Source organism: Aquimarina sp. AD10 (assembly GCF_003443715.1).
GTDB classification, from domain to species: domain Bacteria; phylum Bacteroidota; class Bacteroidia; order Flavobacteriales; family Flavobacteriaceae; genus Aquimarina; species Aquimarina aggregata.
This window is the reverse complement of the sequence record NZ_CP031965.1, coordinates 1254750-1273685: the sequence shown is the minus strand read 5'-3', so window position 1 is coordinate 1273685 and position 18936 is coordinate 1254750. Positions and strand designations below refer to the sequence as shown.

General features: G+C 32.4%; 14 protein-coding genes. 12 read left to right on the top strand and 2 right to left on the bottom strand.

Translation table 11 applies throughout. The annotated features are described in order from the left end of the window. Positions 1–33: 33 nt before the first annotated feature. The 8 genes from D1816_RS05420 (at position 34) to D1816_RS05385 (ending at position 13261) form a co-directional block, all read left to right on the top strand. A complete protein-coding gene (locus D1816_RS05420; protein WP_118501466.1) occupies positions 34–972 on the top strand; it encodes a UDP-3-O-(3-hydroxymyristoyl)glucosamine N-acyltransferase in 939 nt (312 codons plus the stop codon). After that, on the top strand, positions 965–1372 hold the full coding sequence (locus tag D1816_RS05415; RefSeq protein ID WP_066309484.1) for a nuclear transport factor 2 family protein: 408 nt from the start codon (positions 965–967) through the stop codon (positions 1370–1372). Before D1816_RS05420 ends, D1816_RS05415 begins: the two co-directional genes overlap by 8 nt. 101 nt (positions 1373–1473) lie before the next feature. After that, the gene (gene sucD, locus D1816_RS05410) at positions 1474–2346 is read left to right on the top strand and encodes a succinate--CoA ligase subunit alpha (RefSeq protein ID WP_066309485.1); all 873 of its coding nucleotides are present in this window, start codon (positions 1474–1476) and stop codon (positions 2344–2346) included. Between the two features lie 165 nt (positions 2347–2511). Further along, positions 2512–5493, top strand: a complete 2982-nt coding sequence (locus D1816_RS05405) for a pitrilysin family protein (protein ID WP_066309487.1) — start codon at positions 2512–2514, stop codon at positions 5491–5493. A gap of 125 nt (positions 5494–5618) precedes the next feature. Next, a complete protein-coding gene (gene fabG / locus D1816_RS05400; protein WP_066309490.1) occupies positions 5619–6365 on the top strand; it encodes a 3-oxoacyl-[acyl-carrier-protein] reductase in 747 nt (248 codons plus the stop codon). Between the two features lie 8 nt (positions 6366–6373). Next, positions 6374–8404, top strand: a complete 2031-nt coding sequence (locus D1816_RS05395; protein WP_118501465.1) for a VWA domain-containing protein — start codon at positions 6374–6376, stop codon at positions 8402–8404. Positions 8405–8423: 19 nt separating this feature from the next. Continuing rightward, positions 8424–9242 carry a prohibitin family protein gene (locus D1816_RS05390; protein ID WP_066309496.1) on the top strand — a complete coding sequence of 273 codons (819 nt, stop codon included), beginning with the start codon at positions 8424–8426 and terminating at the stop codon, positions 9240–9242. A gap of 197 nt (positions 9243–9439) precedes the next feature. Continuing rightward, positions 9440–13261 carry a T9SS type A sorting domain-containing protein gene (locus tag D1816_RS05385; protein WP_118501464.1) on the top strand — a complete coding sequence of 1274 codons (3822 nt, stop codon included), beginning with the start codon at positions 9440–9442 and terminating at the stop codon, positions 13259–13261. A gap of 80 nt (positions 13262–13341) precedes the next feature. On the opposite strand, the gene D1816_RS05380 is transcribed toward D1816_RS05385, so the two are convergent. Next, positions 13342–13887, bottom strand: coding sequence for a hypothetical protein (locus tag D1816_RS05380; RefSeq protein WP_066309506.1), 546 nt, complete (start codon positions 13885–13887; stop codon positions 13342–13344). Positions 13888–13900: 13 nt separating this feature from the next. Then, positions 13901–14821, bottom strand: coding sequence for an OmpA family protein (locus D1816_RS05375; RefSeq protein WP_118501463.1), 921 nt, complete (start codon positions 14819–14821; stop codon positions 13901–13903). A gap of 349 nt (positions 14822–15170) precedes the next feature. Between D1816_RS05375 and hisG the strand changes: the two genes are divergently transcribed. The 4 genes from hisG to hisC all read left to right on the top strand — a co-directional run bounded on the left by hisG (position 15171) and on the right by hisC (position 18900). Further along, the gene (gene hisG, locus D1816_RS05370; protein WP_066309510.1) at positions 15171–16028 is read left to right on the top strand and encodes an ATP phosphoribosyltransferase; all 858 of its coding nucleotides are present in this window, start codon (positions 15171–15173) and stop codon (positions 16026–16028) included. Between the two features lie 11 nt (positions 16029–16039). After that, positions 16040–16459 carry a GNAT family N-acetyltransferase gene (locus D1816_RS05365; protein WP_066310946.1) on the top strand — a complete coding sequence of 140 codons (420 nt, stop codon included), beginning with the start codon at positions 16040–16042 and terminating at the stop codon, positions 16457–16459. 64 nt (positions 16460–16523) lie between these two features. After that, positions 16524–17813 carry a histidinol dehydrogenase gene (hisD, locus tag D1816_RS05360; RefSeq protein ID WP_118501462.1) on the top strand — a complete coding sequence of 430 codons (1290 nt, stop codon included), beginning with the start codon at positions 16524–16526 and terminating at the stop codon, positions 17811–17813. A 37-nt stretch (positions 17814–17850) separates the two neighbouring features. Continuing rightward, positions 17851–18900 carry a histidinol-phosphate transaminase gene (hisC, locus tag D1816_RS05355; RefSeq protein ID WP_118501461.1) on the top strand — a complete coding sequence of 350 codons (1050 nt, stop codon included), beginning with the start codon at positions 17851–17853 and terminating at the stop codon, positions 18898–18900. Positions 18901–18936 lie beyond the last annotated feature (36 nt).

Here is an 18936-nt window from a genome sequence, read left to right as displayed (position 1 = left end):
TAATCCTAAAGATTAATATTTTCAATTAACCAAATGAGATTTCCGCAAAAACATACATTACAGCAAATAGCGACTATAATTTCTAGCGAATACATCGGGGATCCTGATTTTCCTGTACTAGGAATGAATGAGATTCACGTAGTTACTCCTGGAGATATTGTATTTGTTGATCACCCTAAATATTACGATAAGGCTCTACAATGTGCTGCTACAATCGTGTTGATTAATAAAAAAGTAGAGTGTCCAGAAGGGAAAGCTTTGTTGATTTCTGATGACCCTTTTAGAGATTTTAATTTATTAACTAATTATTTCAAACCTTTTGAAAAATCAAATAGTCTAATTTCAAGTTCGGCTAAAATTGGAAAAAATACAATTATACAACCAGGAAGCTTTATAGGTAATAATGTTACTATTGGTGATAATTGCCTTATTCATGCTAATGTTAGTATATATGACAATACAAGTATCGGAAATAATGTAACAATCCACTCAGGAACGGTTCTGGGTGCAGATGCATTTTATTATAAAAATAGACCCGAAGGTTTTGATAAGTTGCTTTCTGGAGGAAGAGTTGTTATAGAAAACAATGTCGATTTAGGAGCGTCATGTACTATTGATAAAGGGGTTACAGGAGATACTACAATTAAAGAAGGAACGAAGATTGATAATCAAGTGCATATCGGGCATGATACTGTAGTTGGTAAAAAATGTTTAATAGCATCACAAGTTGGTGTTGCTGGATGTGTGGTTATTGAGGATGAAGTTACTATTTGGGGACAAGTAGGTATCACTAGTGATGTAACTATAGGAAAGAAAGCTATTATTTCGGCCCAATCGGGTGTAAGTAAATCTTTACCAGGAAATAAAAGTTACTTTGGAACACCAGCAGATGATTTTAGGAAAAAATACAAGGAAATTGCAGCAATAAGGCAAGTTCCTGATCTAATAGAAAAATTAAAAGAGAATGGGTAAAACAGGAAAGGATATAGTAAAGTCTTTTTATGAAGCTGATCTAATACACGACGCTGAAGCTTTTTCGAAGTATTTACATCCTGATATAGAGCTATATTGGAATAGTAGCTTTGGGTTCAGCAAGAAAAATTTTGAAGATATTAAAAAGATGTTTACCGACATGGCTGTGTCGTTTGAGACGTTTAGATGTGAGATTAGTCATCTTATTGCAGAAGAAAACCAAGTTTCAATTCGATATACATACTTTGCAAAAACTATAGAAAACCCTGATAAAGAGGATGCTATTGCTCATTTTATTGCTATTTGGGAACTTAAGGAAGGTAAACTTTATAAAGGGTACCAAATTAGTCAACAAGGTGATAATACCCCAGAAAGTATGAAGTCATTTATTTCTCAATAATAAATAATATTAAAAGAAATTTTTTTTGATTTTCATTTTAACGATAGTATACAAAAGCTTACTTTTGAAACTCTAAAAGAAATTAAAAAAATAATAACGCAATGAGTGTTTTAGTAAATAAAGATTCAAAAATTATTGTTCAAGGATTTACAGGTAGTGAAGGTACATTTCATGCTACGCAAATGATTGAATATGGTACTAATATTGTTGGTGGAGTTACTCCTGGTAAAGGAGGACAAGTACATCTTGATAAACCTGTTTTCAATACGGTAGAAGATGCTGTTAAAGAAGTAGGTGCTGATACTACAATAATTTTTGTGCCACCTGCGTTCGCTGCAGACGCTATAATGGAAGCAGCAGATGCTGGTATTAAAGTTATTATTACAATTACAGAAGGTATTCCTGTGGCTGATATGATCAAGGCCTCAGATTATATAAAGAGTAAAGAATGTAGACTTATTGGACCTAACTGTCCGGGAGTAATTACACCTGGAGAAGCAAAAGTTGGTATTATGCCAGGTTTTGTATTCAAGAAAGGTAGAGTTGGTATTGTTTCTAAATCAGGAACATTAACATATGAAGCGGCGGATCAGGTTGTAAAACAAGGTTTAGGAATTACTACTGCAATTGGAATCGGAGGAGATCCTATCATTGGTACTACAACAAAAGAAGCAGTTGAGCTTTTAGTAAATGACCCTGAAACAGAATGTGTTGTTATGATTGGTGAAATTGGTGGACAGCTTGAAGCCGATGCTGCAAAATGGATAAAAGAAAGCGGTACTACTAAGCCAATAGTTGGGTTTATAGCAGGTGAAACTGCACCAGCAGGACGTACAATGGGACATGCAGGAGCAATAGTAGGCGGTAGCGAAGATACTGCTGCAGCTAAAAAAGCTATTATGAGAGAATGTGGTATTCATGTTGTTGATTCTCCAGCAGAAATAGGAAAAAAAGTAGCAGAAGTTATTGGATAATAGCTTTAACAAGATATCAGAACCTCTAAGTTACGTACTTAGGGGTTTTTTTTTGAAAAAAAACAAATGTTAAAAATTTATTAAAAATTAAAATAATTCTACTCTTTCCCAGATTAATATTACTTCTTTACACTGTGAAAAAATAAAATAAATTTAGTTGGATATATGAAATTATTAAACACCTTTTTATTGTTGTCATTGACAATGCTACTAAGTAATTGTAAAGATTCATCATCAAAAACAAATGAATCTAAAGAAATTGCTGTAGAACAACATACAGACGCAGCAGGATTTACGTATGAGACGGTTACAAATGACCCTACAGGATTACGTTTATATACTTTAAATAATGGATTGAAAGTATATTTAGGTCAAAATGAAGAAGAACCTAAAATTCAAACATTAATTGCTGTGCGAGCTGGTTCGACTTATGACCCTGCAGATAATACAGGTTTAGCTCATTATTTAGAGCATATGGTTTTTAAAGGTACTGATGAGATAGGAACTCAGGATTTTGAAAAGGAAAAAGTGTTCTTAAAACAAATTTCTGATTTATACGAAGAACATAAAAAAGAAACCGATCCAGAGAAGAAAAAAGAGATTTATAAAAAAATTGATGAAGTTTCTCAAGAAGCATCAAAGGTATCTATTGCCAATGAATATGACAAAATGTTAACATCCTTAGGTGCAGAAGGAACAAATGCATTTACATCTAATGAGCAAACGGTTTATGTAAATAAAATACCAACAAACGAATTAGACAAATGGTTAACGGTAGAAAGTGAACGATTTAGTCAGTTGGTTCTACGTTTGTTTCATACAGAGTTAGAGGCAGTTTATGAAGAATTTAATAGAGGCCAAGATAGTGATGGTCGTAAGCAATACTTTGCAGTACTAGAAGGGTTATTTCCTAATCACCCATATGGTACTCAATCTACTATTGGTAAATCAGAACATTTAAAGAATCCTTCTATGGAAGCGATTCATGCATATTTTGACAAGTATTATGTGCCAAACAATATGGCAGTTATTTTAGTAGGGGATATTGATTTTGATACTACAATCAAAAAGGTTAATGATGCTTTTGGAGGGTATGAAAAAAAGGAAGTCGAGCATCCAACATTTAAGGCAGAGGCTCCAATAACTTCTCCGATTAAAAAAGAAGTTTACGGACCAACAGCAGAGTCTATTTATGTAGCGTTTAGAACAGAAGGAAAAGGATCTGAACAAGAGATCATGATAACTTTAATTGATTATATGTTAGCCAATGCGCAAGCAGGTTTGATAGATTTAAATCTTAACCAAAAACAATTGGTACAAAATGCTTCATCATTTACAAATTTTGATAATGATTATGGGTTTCATATTTTATACGGATCGCCAAAAGCAGATCAGACTTTAGATGAAGTTAAAGAACTTTTATTAGCACAAGTAGAGAAGATAAAAAAAGGAGAGTTTGAAGATTGGTTAATAGAAGCCGTGATTAATGATCTTAGATTATCGCAAATTCAACAATATGAAAATGCTTCTTCTACCGCTTACTCATATCTAAATGCTTTTATAGGTTTTCAAGACTGGAAAAGTCGTTTAGAAATGTTAGACAAAATGAAAGGAATTACAAAGCAACAAGTAGTTGATTTGGCAAATAAGGTTTATGCTAATAATTACGTAGAAGTACATAAGATTAAGGGCGAAGATAAAAATATAGTAAAAGTAGATAAGCCAGGTATCACGCCAATAGAATTGAATAGAGGAAAAGAGTCCGCTTTTCTAAAAGAATTGAATAAGGTAGAACCTGTAGCTTTAACACCGCAGTTTATTGATTATAAAACGGCAATTAAGGAAAGTAAGACAAGTAACGGTCTAGAGGTTTCTTATATAGAAAACCCAAACAATGATATTTTTAGTCTTAATATTATTTTTGATATGGGACGAGATCATGATCGTAAAGTATCTTTAGCAGCAGGATATTTAGATTATCTAGGAACAGATAAGTATACACCTGAACAATTAAAGCAAGAGTTTTATAAAATAGGAATTAGCTATAATGTAAATGCATCTGCTGATAAAACTTATGTTGGTATTTCTGGATTAAAAGAAAATCTTGACGCAGGTTTAACTTTATTAGAGCATCTTTGGAATAACGCTGTTCCAAATCAAGAAACATATGATAAATATGTAGATAAAATCTTAAAAGGAAGACAGGATAGTAAAACTCAAAAAGGAAATATACTGTGGTCTGGACTTATGAGTTATGGACAATATGGAGAAAATTCAAGATTGCGTAATATTTATTCTATCTCTGAATTAAAAGATATGAATCCAGAGGATTTAGTAAGTAAAATAAAAGAATTACGTAATTTTAAACAACGTATATTCTATTATGGTAAAGATTTAGATGGAGCAATAGCATCATTAGATAAACATCATGTTGTTGATGGATCATTACAAGATTACCCTGAAAAGACAACCTATATTCAAAAGGAAACTGGAGGTAATGTGTATTTTGTAGATTATGATATGGTTCAAAGTGAAATGTTGTTGTTAGCCAAAGGTGCAGAATTTGATCCTAAAAAAATGGCTGCTTCTAGATTGTTTAATACTTATTTTGGTGGAGGATTATCATCGATAGTTTTTCAAGAAATTCGAGAATCAAAATCATTGGCATATTCTGCTTTTTCATCATATGCACAAGCTTCAGAGAAAGGAAAATCAGATGTCGTATATGCATATATTGGTACACAAGCAAATAAGATGCCTCAGGCTGTAGATGCAATGATGGAGTTAATGACAAACATGCCAGAAGCAGAAGAGCAATTTAATCAAGCTAAAACAGCTACTTTGAAGAAGATTGCAGCTCAGCGAATAACAAAATCAAGTATTTTTTGGACCTATGAAAGCCTTAAGAAAAGAGGAATCGATAATGATAATAGAGAAGAAATATATAATACAATTAAAAACATGACGCTAGACGATCTTAAACTATTCTTTAATAAGAACATTAAGGGAGAGAATTATAATGTTCTAGTTATTGGTAATAAAAAAGATATAGATTTTAAATCGTTGTCTAAGTTAGGAGAAGTTAAAGAGATGGATATAGATTATCTTTTTAACTATGAAAAAGAAAGTAAAGATGTTAAGCTTTAAAATTTTATTTTTAGAAAAATTTTGTAATAAACCCTGTGAGAAATCACAGGGTTTATTGTTGGTCACCAGTTTGTAATTCTTATATTTGATCTAATCATTAAATAACACAAAAATAATTAAGGCGAATGAATCTTTTACAAGGAAAAACGGCTATTATCACAGGTGCCACAAGAGGTATAGGAAAGGGTATAGCAGAAGTTTTTGCACAAAACGGGGCCAATGTTGCTTTTACATATAGTTCTTCAGTAGAAGCTGCAGAAAAATTAGAAAAAGAATTAAATGATTTAGGTATCAAGGCAAAAGGTTATCAAAGTAATGCAGCTAATTATGATCAGGCACAGGAGCTAGCTAAAGATGTATTAGAAACTTTTGGAAGTATTGATATTTTGGTAAATAATGCTGGTATTACAAAGGATAATCTTTTAATGCGCATGGGCGAAGAAGATTTTGACAAAGTAATAGAGGTAAACCTTAAGAGTATTTTTAATATGACTAAAGCAGTACAGAGAACTATGCTTAAGCAACGCAAAGGAAGTATTATTAATATGAGCTCTGTTGTCGGTATTAAAGGTAATGCTGGGCAAGCTAACTATGCGGCCTCTAAAGCTGGTATTATCGGTTTTTCTAAATCTGTTGCTCTTGAACTTGGATCGAGAAATATAAGAAGTAATGTTGTTGCACCAGGTTTTATCGAAACCGAAATGACTGCAAAACTAGATGAAAAAGTTGTTGAAGGATGGAGAAATGCAATCCCACTAAAAAGAGGAGGTTCTCCAGAAGATATAGCAAATGCTTGTTTATTTTTAGCTAGTGATTTAAGTGCATATATAACAGGGCAAGTAATTCCTGTTGATGGCGGAATGCTTACTTGATTTTAAGAATGCAAACACAAACTATTTTATTGATTATAGCAGCTTTTATCATAGCAATGGTAATAGCCTTGTTTCAATATTGGTATAAAGCAAAGAATAGACAAAAGAAGAATCTATTCTTTGCTTTTTTACGTTTTTTAAGTGTTTTCTCTCTATTAGTATTATTGATTAATCCAACTTTTAAAAAAAACACATATTATACAGAAAAACCAACATTAGTTGTTGCTATAGATAACTCAGCATCTATCAAACATCTTAAGCAAGAACAAGAAGTTAGTCAACTTGTTCAACAATTAGAAGAACATAAAGATCTCAACAACAGATTTAATATTAGATATTATACATTTTCTTCTGCATTAAATGATAGTCTGAATTTTTCTTTCTTAGAAAAGCAAACTAATATTTCAAAAACATTAGAAGACTTAAATCAGATTTATAAAAACACTATTGCCCCTACATTATTATTAACAGATGGTAATCAAACCTATGGCAAAGATTATCAGTATACTAGTAAAAAGTATAAGCAGGCAGTATACCCAATTGTAATTGGTGATACAACAACGGTCGTAGACACTAAAATCCAACAATTAAATGTAAATCGGTACGCATATTTAAAAAATAAGTTTCCGGTAGAAGTTATTCTTACATATTCAGGCAATCAAGAAGTAAAGAGTAAATTCGAAATTAAATCAGGAAATGGTGTCTTGTATAGTCAAGATATTTCATTTTCTGAAGAAAATAATTCTACAATAATAAACTTTAGCTTACCAGCTAATAATGCAGGTGTACAAAAATATACGGCGCAACTGATTCCTTTGGCCAATGAAAAAAATAGAATCAATAACCGTAAAGTTTTTGCAGTAGAAGTTATTGATCAAAAAACCAATGTGTTGATAGTGAGTGATATTTCACATCCAGATCTGGGCGCATTTAAAAAAAGTATTGAAAGTAATGAAAGGCGTGATTTAACTATCAAAAGACCTTCAGAAATACAGGCTTTAGAAGATTATCAATTAGTTGTTTTATATCAGCCTAACGCTAGATTTAAAAATTTGTATGATAAATTAAAAGCTTCGAAAAAGAATTATTTTACAATAACTGGGGCTAAAACGGATTGGGGATTTATTAATAGAATACAGAATAAATATAGACAAGAAATTACTGGACAAAGCGAGTATTACATTCCAAAATTTAATAGTAATTATGGATCATTTTTGTTTGATGATATAGGTTTTCAAAATTATCCTCCGCTTGTTGGTGCTTTCGGAGAAATAAAGGTTAATGTAAATTTTGACACATTATTGTTTAGAACAATTAGTAATATAGAAACCCAAGAACCTTTATTAATTACGATAGAAGAAAACGGAGTGCGTGAAGGGGTATTGTTTGGAGAAGGTATATGGCGTTGGCGTGCACAAAATTATCTAGATACTCAGGGATTTGAAAGTTTTGATGATTTTTTTGGGAAAATTGTACAATATTTAGCATCCAGTAAGAGAAAAAGTAGATTAAATACAACTTCAGAATCTTTTTATTATGGTAATGCAAATATTAAGATTAAGGCAGAATACTTCACCAAGAACTATGAATTCGACAGAAGAGGTAATTTACGTATTACTATTAAGAATACAGATTCAGAAGCTACACAAACAATACCAATGATTCTTAAAAACAACTCATATGAAGTTGATTTGAGTAATTTATCTACTGGTAATTACGAATATACAGTGACGGCTATTGGTGAAAATATAGCAAGATCAGGAAGTTTTGCAGTACTAGAGTATAATGTAGAACAACAATTTCTTAATGCTGATGTAACAAAACTTAAGCAAGTTGCTACTAATACAAATGGAAAGATAAGTTATTTAGATCAGCAAGATGATTTAATGAATAGTTTGATACAAGATCAGCGGTACCAAGTGATTCAGAAAAGCAAAGAAAATGTAGTATCTTTAATAGATTGGAAATATCTTCTAGCAATAGTTATTTTGTTACTTGCGATAGAATGGTTTGCAAGAAAATATAACGGACTTATTTAAAATTAAACTCAAAATTATTATGGAAAGATTACCAAAAATAGGATTACCTATTCTTATTATTATTGTATTGTTAATTGTCTTTATTTCAAAAGCTTCGGTTAATATAGGTTATGGAGAAGCAGGAGTCTTATTTAAAACCTTTGGCGGAGGTGTAGTAACGGATGAACCTGCCCTAGGAGAGGGGTTTCATATCATAGCACCGTGGAATAAGGTTTATGTATACAATACTAAACAACAAGAAGTTTTCGAAAAGAAAATGCAGGTATTATCATCTAATGGATTAGAAATATCTTTAGATGTATCTGTTTTATACCAACCTAAAATGGAAAAATTAGGTTTACTACATCAAACTAAAGGTGAAGACTACCTTAATATCGTTATTGTTCCTGAAATTCGTGCGGTAGCTAGAAGTGTAGTAGGAAGATATACACCAGAACAATTATATTCTACGAAAAGAGATGCCATACAAAATGAAATTTTTGAAGAAACAAAAAAGAAAGTAGATGGTCAATATGTTCAATTAAACGCTGTTTTAGTAAGAGATGTAACCTTACCAATAGCTATAAAAGAAGCGATAGAACGTAAATTAAAACAAGAACAAGAATCCTTAGAGTATGAATTCAGAATTGAAAAAGCTAAAAAAGAAGCAGAAAGACAAAGAATTGATGCAGAAGGTAAAGCTGCTGCAAATACAATTTTAAGTGCTTCGCTAACGGATAAAATTCTTAAAGAAAAAGGAATTGAAGCTACATTAGAGCTGTCTAAATCTCCTAATGCAAAAGTTATTGTTGTTGGATCTGGAAAAGATGGGATGCCTCTAATTTTAGGAAATCAATAAAATTTACACACAATTTTAGTACAAAACTGCTTATTTAATTAAATAAGCAGTTTTTTTATTTAAATCCTTATTTTTAGAGGGTTTTTGGAAATATTAATTTGATAGTTGAAATGTTAAAATTTAAGTATTAATGTGTTAAAAATAGGTTAAACACCATAAAAATACTACTTTTAAACCTCAAACTCAACTTTAATAATATGACTAAAAAATTAGTTGGCTCATGTATAGTGGGCTTAAGCTTGGTTACTTTATCTCTATTAGTATTACCTCCCCGGAATAAAAATGATGAAAAACAAAGTAGCAATCAAGAAGACATTGTTAGCTTAAGAAAGCAACATTCAGAACATTTAGCTAATAGTCCATTTAAAGAGACTATTAAACTTACTAAAAAAGAAAGAAAAGCTAAAGGACTCCCTCCTAAACAATATTTCGAACAAATGTGGGAGTTAACAATTAATCCACAAACTGGTAAAACATCACCAGAAAATATTCAAAACCTTCAAAAAGAATTGAAATCAAAAAGAGGAAACGCTAAAAGCGCTCCCGGTGATTCTCAAAGTAACCCTTGGATAGAAAGAGGGCCAAATGATATTGGTGGTCGTACTAGAGCCATCCTTTTTGATCCTAACGACAGCAGTAATAGACGAGTGTATGCTGGTGGAGTTAGTGGTGGTTTATGGGTTAATAATAATATTACTTCTTCTACTTCTCAATGGAGTAGAGTACAAAATGTCCCAGGTAATTTATCTGTTACTTCTCTTACCGTGGATCCTCGAAATTCAAATATTTGGTACATGGGAACCGGAGAGCAGTATACTGCAGGTGATGTAGTAGGTAATGGGGTTTATCGTTCTGTAGATGGTGGTAGTAGCTGGCAAGCACTTACCATTCCTGCTGCAGGTGGCGGAAACATTAATTTTAACGCTAATAACCTTTTTATTTCAGGTATTTTTTATGTTAATGACATCGTAGCTTGGAATAATACAGCTCAAAATCGTACAGAATTATTCGTTGGAGTAGGAGCACACTCATATGGTGATGCAGCCGGACCAGCAAACTGGTTAGGTTTTCAAACTGCAGGATTGTATCGCTCAATTGATGGTGGAAGTACTTGGAACAGAATTGAATCTACAAACATGAGATTTGATTTTAGAGGTACAGACTATTCATATATTCCAAATGATTTTGAAATTGGAGCAGATAATACATTATGGATGGGTACTATAACAACTCCGGGAATTGGAGGAGATGGTGGTGGACGAGTATTTAGCTCAACTAACGGTGCAACATGGACTCAGGTTACCGTTTTAGCAGATGCAAATAGAGTTGAATTAGAAACTTCTACTACTGATGCAAATAAAATTTATGCACTGACTCAAGGGGTTTCAGATCCTATACATATCTATAGAACAACCAATAAATTTGGAAACGTGACAGCGACAGCATTACCAAATGATGCAGATGCAGGAATTCCTGATAATGATTTTACAAGAGGACAAGCGTTTTATGATTTAATGATAGAGGCAGATCCTAATAATGATGATATAGTATATGTAGGTGGTATTGATCTTTTTAGATCTACAAATAGTGGTAATTCTTGGTCTCAAATCTCGAAATGGTCAAACAATTCAGGTTTAGCTAGTTTACCAGTTTCTTTGGTTCATGCCGATCAACATGCAATGACTTTTAGACCCGGAAATTCTAATCAGGCAATTTTTGGAAATGATGGTGGTATATTTTATGCCTCTAGTTTATCTACAGCATCAAGTTCAAATGTTTTTGGTGCTAGAAATAACAACTATAATGTAACTCAATATGTTAAAGCCGGAATAGGACCTAACGGTACTGGTGATGTTGTAGGTATTTTCTCTGCTGGAGCACAGGATAACGGATCACAGGCATTTAGAAACGCTTCCGCAGGAATTAATGGTTCTGAAGAACTTTCTGATGGTGACGGTTTCTATACTTTTGTAGATAAAGATGGTGAGTATATGACGGCTACCTTTACAAATAACAATATTTATAGATTTAATCTACCATGGGATGGTAGAGGCAGACGTCAAGGTGGAGCAACCACATTGTTAAGAGAAAATTCTGGAGATTTTGTGAATCAGATGGGATATGATAGTGATCGTGACTATTTATTGTCAAATGCTACGGTACGTAATGCAGATAACACAAGTACTTTTGCTATTAAAACAATCGATGTTGCAAATAATCGTAATGCAAATATTACTAATACGTTATTAACAAGTAAACCAACTGCATTTATTGCTTCTCCATTTGCAAACGCGACATGGTACGTTGGAACCGCAACAGGAGGTCTTTTAAGACTTACAGGAGTAGGAGTAGGTTCGGCAAATTGGACAGAAATTACAACACCATTTGTAGGTTCAGTTTCTTCTGTTAGACTAGGAGCTACTGCAAATGATATCATGGTAACAATACATAATTATGGTGTAACCAGTGTTTGGCTTACTTCTAATGGGGGTACAAGCTGGACTAGTAAAGAAGGAGATTTACCAGATATCCCTGTAAGAGATATTTTACAAAATCCATTAGATAGAACAGAGGTTATATTAGCCACTCAATTAGGAGTATGGGTTACTAAAAACTTTGATGCAACTAATCCTAACTGGAGTCAAGCATATAATGGAATGAGTGATGCAAGCGTAACATCATTTGATTATTGGGCTGTTAATGGAGATGATAATAATAATAAAATTATAGCTTCTACATATGGTCGTGGAGTGTTTACAGGTTCATTTACTTCTAATTCTGTTGCTGATACGCAGGCTCCATCTGCACCAACAAATTTAACAGCGTCAAATACTACGCAAACAACAGTAGATTTAAGTTGGTCGGCTTCAACCGATAATGTTGGAGTATCTGGATATGAAGTACTACAAGATGGTGCAGTGCTTGGTTCTGTTACAGGAACAAATACAACAGTATCTGGACTAACGGCTAATACTTCATATACTTTTAGAGTAAGAGCAACAGATGCAGCAGGTAATACTTCTGGAAACAGTAATAGTGTTGCTGTTACAACAGCAAGCGCTGGCGGAGGGGGAACCTCTGGATGTACAGCAGGAGTATCTTCTTTTCCTTATAATGAAGGATTTGAAAGCGGATTAGGAGGTTGGACTCAAGGATCGGGGGATGATTTTGATTGGATTCGTCAATCTGGAGGTACCCCATCAAATAGTACAGGGCCATCATCTGCAGATCAAGGTAGTTTTTATGTATATGTAGAAACATCAAACCCTAATAATCCAAGTAAGACTACAATCTTAAATTCACCATGTTTTAACTTAGCAGGTGAAACAGCTGCTAGCTTTACATTTAGATATCAAATGACAGGAAATGCTGTTGGAGAATTAAAATTAGACGCAAGTAGTAATAATGGTGCTTCATGGACTCAAGTATGGAGTAGATCTGGAGATCAAGGTGCACCATGGAACAGTGCAAGTGTTGATTTAACAAGTTATGTAGGTGATTCAGTACAACTACGTTTCGTAGGAACTTCAGGAAGTTCTTGGCAAGGTGATATGGCTGTAGATACAATAGCTCTTTCAACAGGAGGAACTAGTACTCCTACAGATATTTGTGAAGGCGTAGCGCCATATAATGGTACTGGTCAAGGATATGTAGCTGGAGATAGAGTTACTTTTCGAGGAGACTTATATGAAAGAACAGCAACAGGTTGGGTGAATCTTGGTGCTTGTGGAACAACAACTACATCTAATGTTACAACTGCTGGTTTAAATGAAATTCAAAATTTATCATTTAACTTCATAGTGTATCCTAATCCTGCAACAGGAAATACATTATATTTTACAGCTCAGACGTCATCTACTATAACTTATAAGATAATGAATATGGTAGGGCAAGTTGTAGGAAATGGAACTTCAAATGATGGAAGCATTAACATACAGGATTTATCGAGAGGTACATACTTTATGGAAATGACAACAGATAATTTTGAAAAAAGCGTAAAAGCGTTTGTGAGAAATTAATATAACAGTCTTATTTATATTAAAATAAAAAAAACCGGACATTTGTCCGGTTTTTTTATACTCCAAATGTATCCAATGGCTTACTCCTTCATCAGTTTTTTTGCTTGATCTTTCCAGTTATCCCGTTCTATACGTCCAGGGAAAAATTGAATAAGTTCAGTAACAGTATCAATATCTTTTTTTGTGAATTTACTTATCTGTTCAAAAGTATAAATACCGATACCATTTAGTTTATTTTCAATAAAAGGACCAACACCACTTATTAGTTTTAAATCATCTTTTTGAGAGGCATCAGCTTTTCCAAAACTCGTAAAATCAAGTTCTGGTTTTTTGTCGCTACTTGGTTTTTGAGAACTTACAGGGATTCCGCCATGATCTCTAGTTTTTATTGCTTTTATGTCATTGTTTGAAGCACTAGTTTCTGGTGTGGTTGGATTTGAAAATGTTGTTTTTGCATGCGCATTGCTTACATTTTTTAACTTAGTATTCTCTTTTTTACAATCATCAAGCTCTTTTCTATACTTATCCTTTAGTGCCCATCTTGATAAAAACCAACCTAGTAAAAAGGCTAGGATCAACAATATCAATAGACACCACCAGTTTGCTTCGTTTAAAAATTCTAACATAGTTGTATTTTATTTAGTTTACTATTATTTCTATTCTTCTATTTTTTGCTTTGTTTTCATCACTATCATTTGGTGCAATGGGATCAGATTCTCCTTTTGATGAAGCTTTAATCTTATTCTCTTCAACACCTTGAGCAATAAGATATTTCTTTACATTATTTACTCTTTCTTGTCCATACCATAAATTTGCTTCATTACTACCAACATTATCTGTATGTCCGATAATTTGAATATTCTTATTAGGATATTTATTTAAGTAATTTTTAAGTTCTAAAGCATAATTTACCAGCGTAGCATCGGGTTTGAAAGTTTTTTGACCAAATCCAGAATATAGAGTTCTATTTGCTACACTTTTTTCAACAACTGCAAGACGTGATTCATCCAACGTTCCAAAATTTAAAAGAATACCTCCATTGTAAATACCATCATTATTATAGGTATAATCTTCAGATTTAGTCTTAACAACAATGCGATCTTGGTTTATTCCGGCTTTTACCAGAACATTTTTGATATACGTTGCTCTTGAAATCCCGAGTCCTGATTCATTTTTATTTTCTATGGAATTCTCTAATCCTGTAATGACTAGCTCCTGATCTTGATGCTCTCCTAGATAAAAGGCTACTTGATCAATAAAACCTCCTAAGTTGCTTGGGATAAAAACATTGCCATTAGTGTTGTTAATTTGAAGATTTTCTGGGTATGTAAATATATCCTGATCATCACTACCTTTAGCAAAAAGCCCAATAGCTTTGTTAGCTGCCGCAATACTGTCTTCATATGCTTTTTTAGCAATAGCCTCAGCTTCGGCATTTTTTTGCTTGTTAACTGTAGTGCTTTTTCCAGTATCTTTTATACACCAATTACAAGAATAATACCACCATATTCCTAACCACGCAAATAGTATAAAAATAAGCAGTGAGATAAAGTTTTTCATATGTTAATGATTAGTGTTAGTCTTTTAAAGTTATAAAAATGTTTATAATCAACCTATTATGAACTTTAAATTCTAAAAATAAATAACAGAAAAAAGATTAATTGCAAAAAATTAAGCTGAAATACGTTTTTAAAAAAAATATTTTTTATAAATTCGCAGAGTATTTAAAAATTCAATGAAAAACTTATTTCTACATCATCATCACCATTATATTTTCGCTCAGGCGTGGTAGGTATGATATGTATATAATTTATATAATAATATTAATAACCCGTTTGAGCAACTCAAGCGGGTTTTTTTATGTTATTATCCCGTTTTAAATTGATCAAACTCAACAACAAAAAAGAGAATGTCAAAAATTAAAATTGCTATTCAAAAAAGTGGAAGACTTAATGAGGATTCTGTAAAAATTCTTAAAGATTGTGGTATTTCTATTGATAATGGAAAAGATCAATTAAAAGCAGAGACTCGTAATTTTCCTATGGAAGTTATGTTTTTACGAAATGGCGATATTCCTCAATACTTAAGGGATGGAGTAGTAGATATAGCTATTATAGGAGAAAATGTACTTATTGAAAAAGGAAAAGATATAGCTATTGCAGAGCGACTTAATTTTTCTAAGTGTAAGGTTTCACTTGCTGTTCCAAAAGATTTTGAATATAATTCAATTAAAGATTTGGATGGAAAAAGGATTGCTACCTCATATCCAAATACAGTGAACGAATATTTAGAAACAAAAGGAATTTCGGCCGAGTTACACCAAATATCAGGATCAGTTGAAATTGCACCCAATATAGGTTTGGCAGATGCAATTTGTGATATCGTATCTAGTGGTAGTACTTTATTTAAGAATAATCTTAAAGAAGTAGAAGTCATGCTTACTTCTGAAGCCGTATTGGCAATATCTCCTAAAATTTCGAAAGAAAATAGAAAACTTCTTGAAAAATTACAATTTAGAATAAAATCAGTTTTAAAAGCTAGAAACTCTAAATATGTATTACTTAATGCGCCTAATGATAAGATAGAAAATATTGTAAAAATATTACCTGGAATGAGAAGCCCAACCGTATTACCATTAGCAGAAAAAGGATGGAGTTCTATTCATACTGTAGTAGAAAAAAATAAATTCTGGGATATTCTTGATGAATTAAAAGAAGAAGGTGCAGAGGGAATTTTAGTTTGCCCAATAGAAAAAATGGTACTGTAAATGTAGAATATATGTATACCATAAAGATTATTCCAAAAGACGCCATAAAAAGTATTTTGCCATTATTAAGAAAACTTAATCCCAATATAGATGAGGATACATTAAAAAATAGACTTGATCAAATGTTAATTCAGGGATATGAATGTGTTGGAGTATATGATGATAAAGTATTGATAGGGATTTCAGGGATGTGGTTTTTAACTAAATATTACGTAGGTAAACATGTAGAACCTGATAATGTTTTTATTTTACCCGAATATCAAGGAAAAGGAATAGGTAAACTTTTAATCAATTGGATTTTTGAATATGCCAAATCTAAAGGGTGCGTAGCTTCGGAGTTAAATTGTTATATAGATAATAAAGCGGGGCATAAATTTTGGAAAAATCATGGGTATGATATTATAGCATATCATTTTCAAAAAGAATTATAGTTTAAAGATAAAACAAGCTGTTATTCTCTGATTATTAAGAGGTATTAACAGTATAGAATAGGATATGAAAAAGATATACAATCCAGATAAAACTACTTGGTTAGAAGTGCTTAAAAGACCAACGCAAACTGTCGCCGATATAGAAAATACCGTACTCAATGTTTTTGACAAGGTTAAATCTGAAGGTGATATTGCAATTAATGAGTTTACTCAAAAGTTTGATGGCGTATTATTAGACGAAATTTTAGTATCAGTTGAGGAAATAGAAGAGGCAAAAAATATAATTTCTGAAGAATTAAAAGAAGCAATTGGCCTTGCAAAATCTAATATTGAAACTTTTCATGCAGCCCAAAAAACAAGTAAAATTTCAGTCGAAACTGTTGATGGAGTTTCCTGTTGGCAGGAAAAAAGACCTATTCAAAAAGTAGGACTATATATTCCAGGAGGAACTGCACCTCTATTTTCTACGATTTTAATGTTAGCTATACCTGCAAATTTAGCGGGATGTCAAGAAATCGTATTATGTTCTCCACCTAACAAAGAAGGTAAGATTAACCTCGCTATTTTATATACCGCAAATCTTTGTGGTGTAACAAAAATATGTAAAGTTGGAGGTATTCAAGCTGTAGCTGGAATGACTTTTGGTACAAAATCGATCCCTCAAGTATATAAAATATTTGGACCAGGTAATCAGTTCGTAACAGTTGCAAAGCAGTTAGCAACAAAGTTTGGTGTTGCTATAGATATGCCCGCAGGACCTAGTGAACTACTAGTCGTTGCAGACGATAATGCAAATGCCGCTTTTGTAGCTTCAGATTTATTAAGTCAAGCTGAACACGGTAAAGATAGTCAAGTGATTATGGTAACAACATCTAAAAAAATGATAGACGGTGTTGAGCAAGAAATTGAAAAACAACTAGAAATATTACCAAGAAAAGATATTGCTAGAATAGCAATAGAAAATTCAAAATTAATATATGTAGAGAATGATGAGTTGGCCCTTGATCTTATTAATGAATACGGTCCTGAACATTTTATTGTTTGTGTAAAAAACGAAGATTTTTATATAAATAACATTGCAAATGCAGGATCAGTTTTTATAGGGGATTATACACCAGAAAGTGCTGGAGACTATGCGTCTGGGACAAATCATACACTACCAACAAATGGATATGCAAAGCAGTATAGTGGAGTAAATTTGGATAGTTTTATGAAATCTATGACCTTTCAGAAAATATCGGCAAAAGGAATTCAAAATATAGGAACAGCCATCGAACTAATGGCAGAAGCAGAAGGATTACAAGCACATAAAAATGCGGTTACCTTACGATTAGAGAGTTTAAAAAAAGGATAGTATTCTAATTGTATTAGATACATAAGCTTAAATAAGAATGAATAAAGTAGATTTTAATATAGACCAAATAATACGTGAAAATGTAAAAGGTTTAAAACCATACTCTTCGGCTAGGGATGAGTACGTTAGCGATGGATCTGATATGATTTTTTTGGATGCAAATGAAAATCCATTCGAGAATGGGGTAAATCGTTACCCTGATCCTCAACAAAGAAGTCTAAAAGCTGTATTAGCAGAACAAAAAAAAGTGTCGGTTAAAAATATTTTGCTAGGAAATGGAAGTGATGAAGTATTAGATCTTTTATTTAGAGCATTTTGCGAACCAAAAAAAGATAATATTATTACACTGCCTCCTACCTACGGAATGTATAAAGTATTGGCAAATATTAATAATATTGAAGAACAAGAAGTACTTCTTTCGGATAACTTTGAACCTAATGTTGAAGAAATTCTTAATAGAGTTACGGTAAATACCAAGATTATTTTCCTGTGTTCTCCCAACAATCCTACGGGAAACTCCTTTCCTGAAAATACGATAATAGAAATATTAGAAAGTTTTAAGGGATTAGTAGTAATAGATGAAGCGTATATCGATTTTTCGGATAAAGAATCTTGGATTGTTAAGATAAAATCATATCCAAACCTTATTGTTACGCAAACACTTTCTAAAGCTTATGGATTGGCAGGGATACGACTAGGAGTTTGTTATAGCTCAGAAGATGTTATTGCCGTTTTGAATAAAATAAAGCCTCCTTATAATGTAAATGAGTTAACACAACAAAGAGCTTTGGAGCGTGTTCTAAATCAAGAGCAAGTGCAACAAGAAGTGTCAGAAATATTAGAGCAAAGAACTTATCTTGAGAAAACGTTGTCTGCATTATCTTTTGTGATAAAAGTATATAAGAGTGATGCTAATTTTATTTTAGTCAAAGTCGATGATGCTAATAAACGATATGATCAATTACTAGAAGAAGGTATTGTAGTAAGAAATAGAAGTACACAACCTTTATGTGAGAATACATTGCGTTTTACTGTGGGTACAGTTGAAGAGAATAAGAGATTAATAAAAATAATAACAAACATATAATTACATTTTGGTAAAATCCCGAATGTATAATGGATT

Coding starts and splice junctions, on each gene's coding strand:
- D1816_RS05420 (WP_118501466.1), top strand. CDS start 34: ATGAGATTTCCGCAAAAACATACATTACAGCAAATAGCGACTATAATT.
- D1816_RS05415 (WP_066309484.1), top strand. CDS start 965: ATGGGTAAAACAGGAAAGGATATAGTAAAGTCTTTTTATGAAGCTGAT.
- sucD (WP_066309485.1), top strand. CDS start 1,474: ATGAGTGTTTTAGTAAATAAAGATTCAAAAATTATTGTTCAAGGATTT.
- D1816_RS05405 (WP_066309487.1), top strand. CDS start 2,512: ATGAAATTATTAAACACCTTTTTATTGTTGTCATTGACAATGCTACTA.
- fabG (WP_066309490.1), top strand. CDS start 5,619: ATGAATCTTTTACAAGGAAAAACGGCTATTATCACAGGTGCCACAAGA.
- D1816_RS05395 (WP_118501465.1), top strand. CDS start 6,374: ATGCAAACACAAACTATTTTATTGATTATAGCAGCTTTTATCATAGCA.
- D1816_RS05390 (WP_066309496.1), top strand. CDS start 8,424: ATGGAAAGATTACCAAAAATAGGATTACCTATTCTTATTATTATTGTA.
- D1816_RS05385 (WP_118501464.1), top strand. CDS start 9,440: ATGACTAAAAAATTAGTTGGCTCATGTATAGTGGGCTTAAGCTTGGTT.
- D1816_RS05380 (WP_066309506.1), bottom strand. CDS start 13,887: ATGTTAGAATTTTTAAACGAAGCAAACTGGTGGTGTCTATTGATATTG.
- D1816_RS05375 (WP_118501463.1), bottom strand. CDS start 14,821: ATGAAAAACTTTATCTCACTGCTTATTTTTATACTATTTGCGTGGTTA.
- hisG (WP_066309510.1), top strand. CDS start 15,171: ATGTCAAAAATTAAAATTGCTATTCAAAAAAGTGGAAGACTTAATGAG.
- D1816_RS05365 (WP_066310946.1), top strand. CDS start 16,040: ATGTATACCATAAAGATTATTCCAAAAGACGCCATAAAAAGTATTTTG.
- hisD (WP_118501462.1), top strand. CDS start 16,524: ATGAAAAAGATATACAATCCAGATAAAACTACTTGGTTAGAAGTGCTT.
- hisC (WP_118501461.1), top strand. CDS start 17,851: ATGAATAAAGTAGATTTTAATATAGACCAAATAATACGTGAAAATGTA.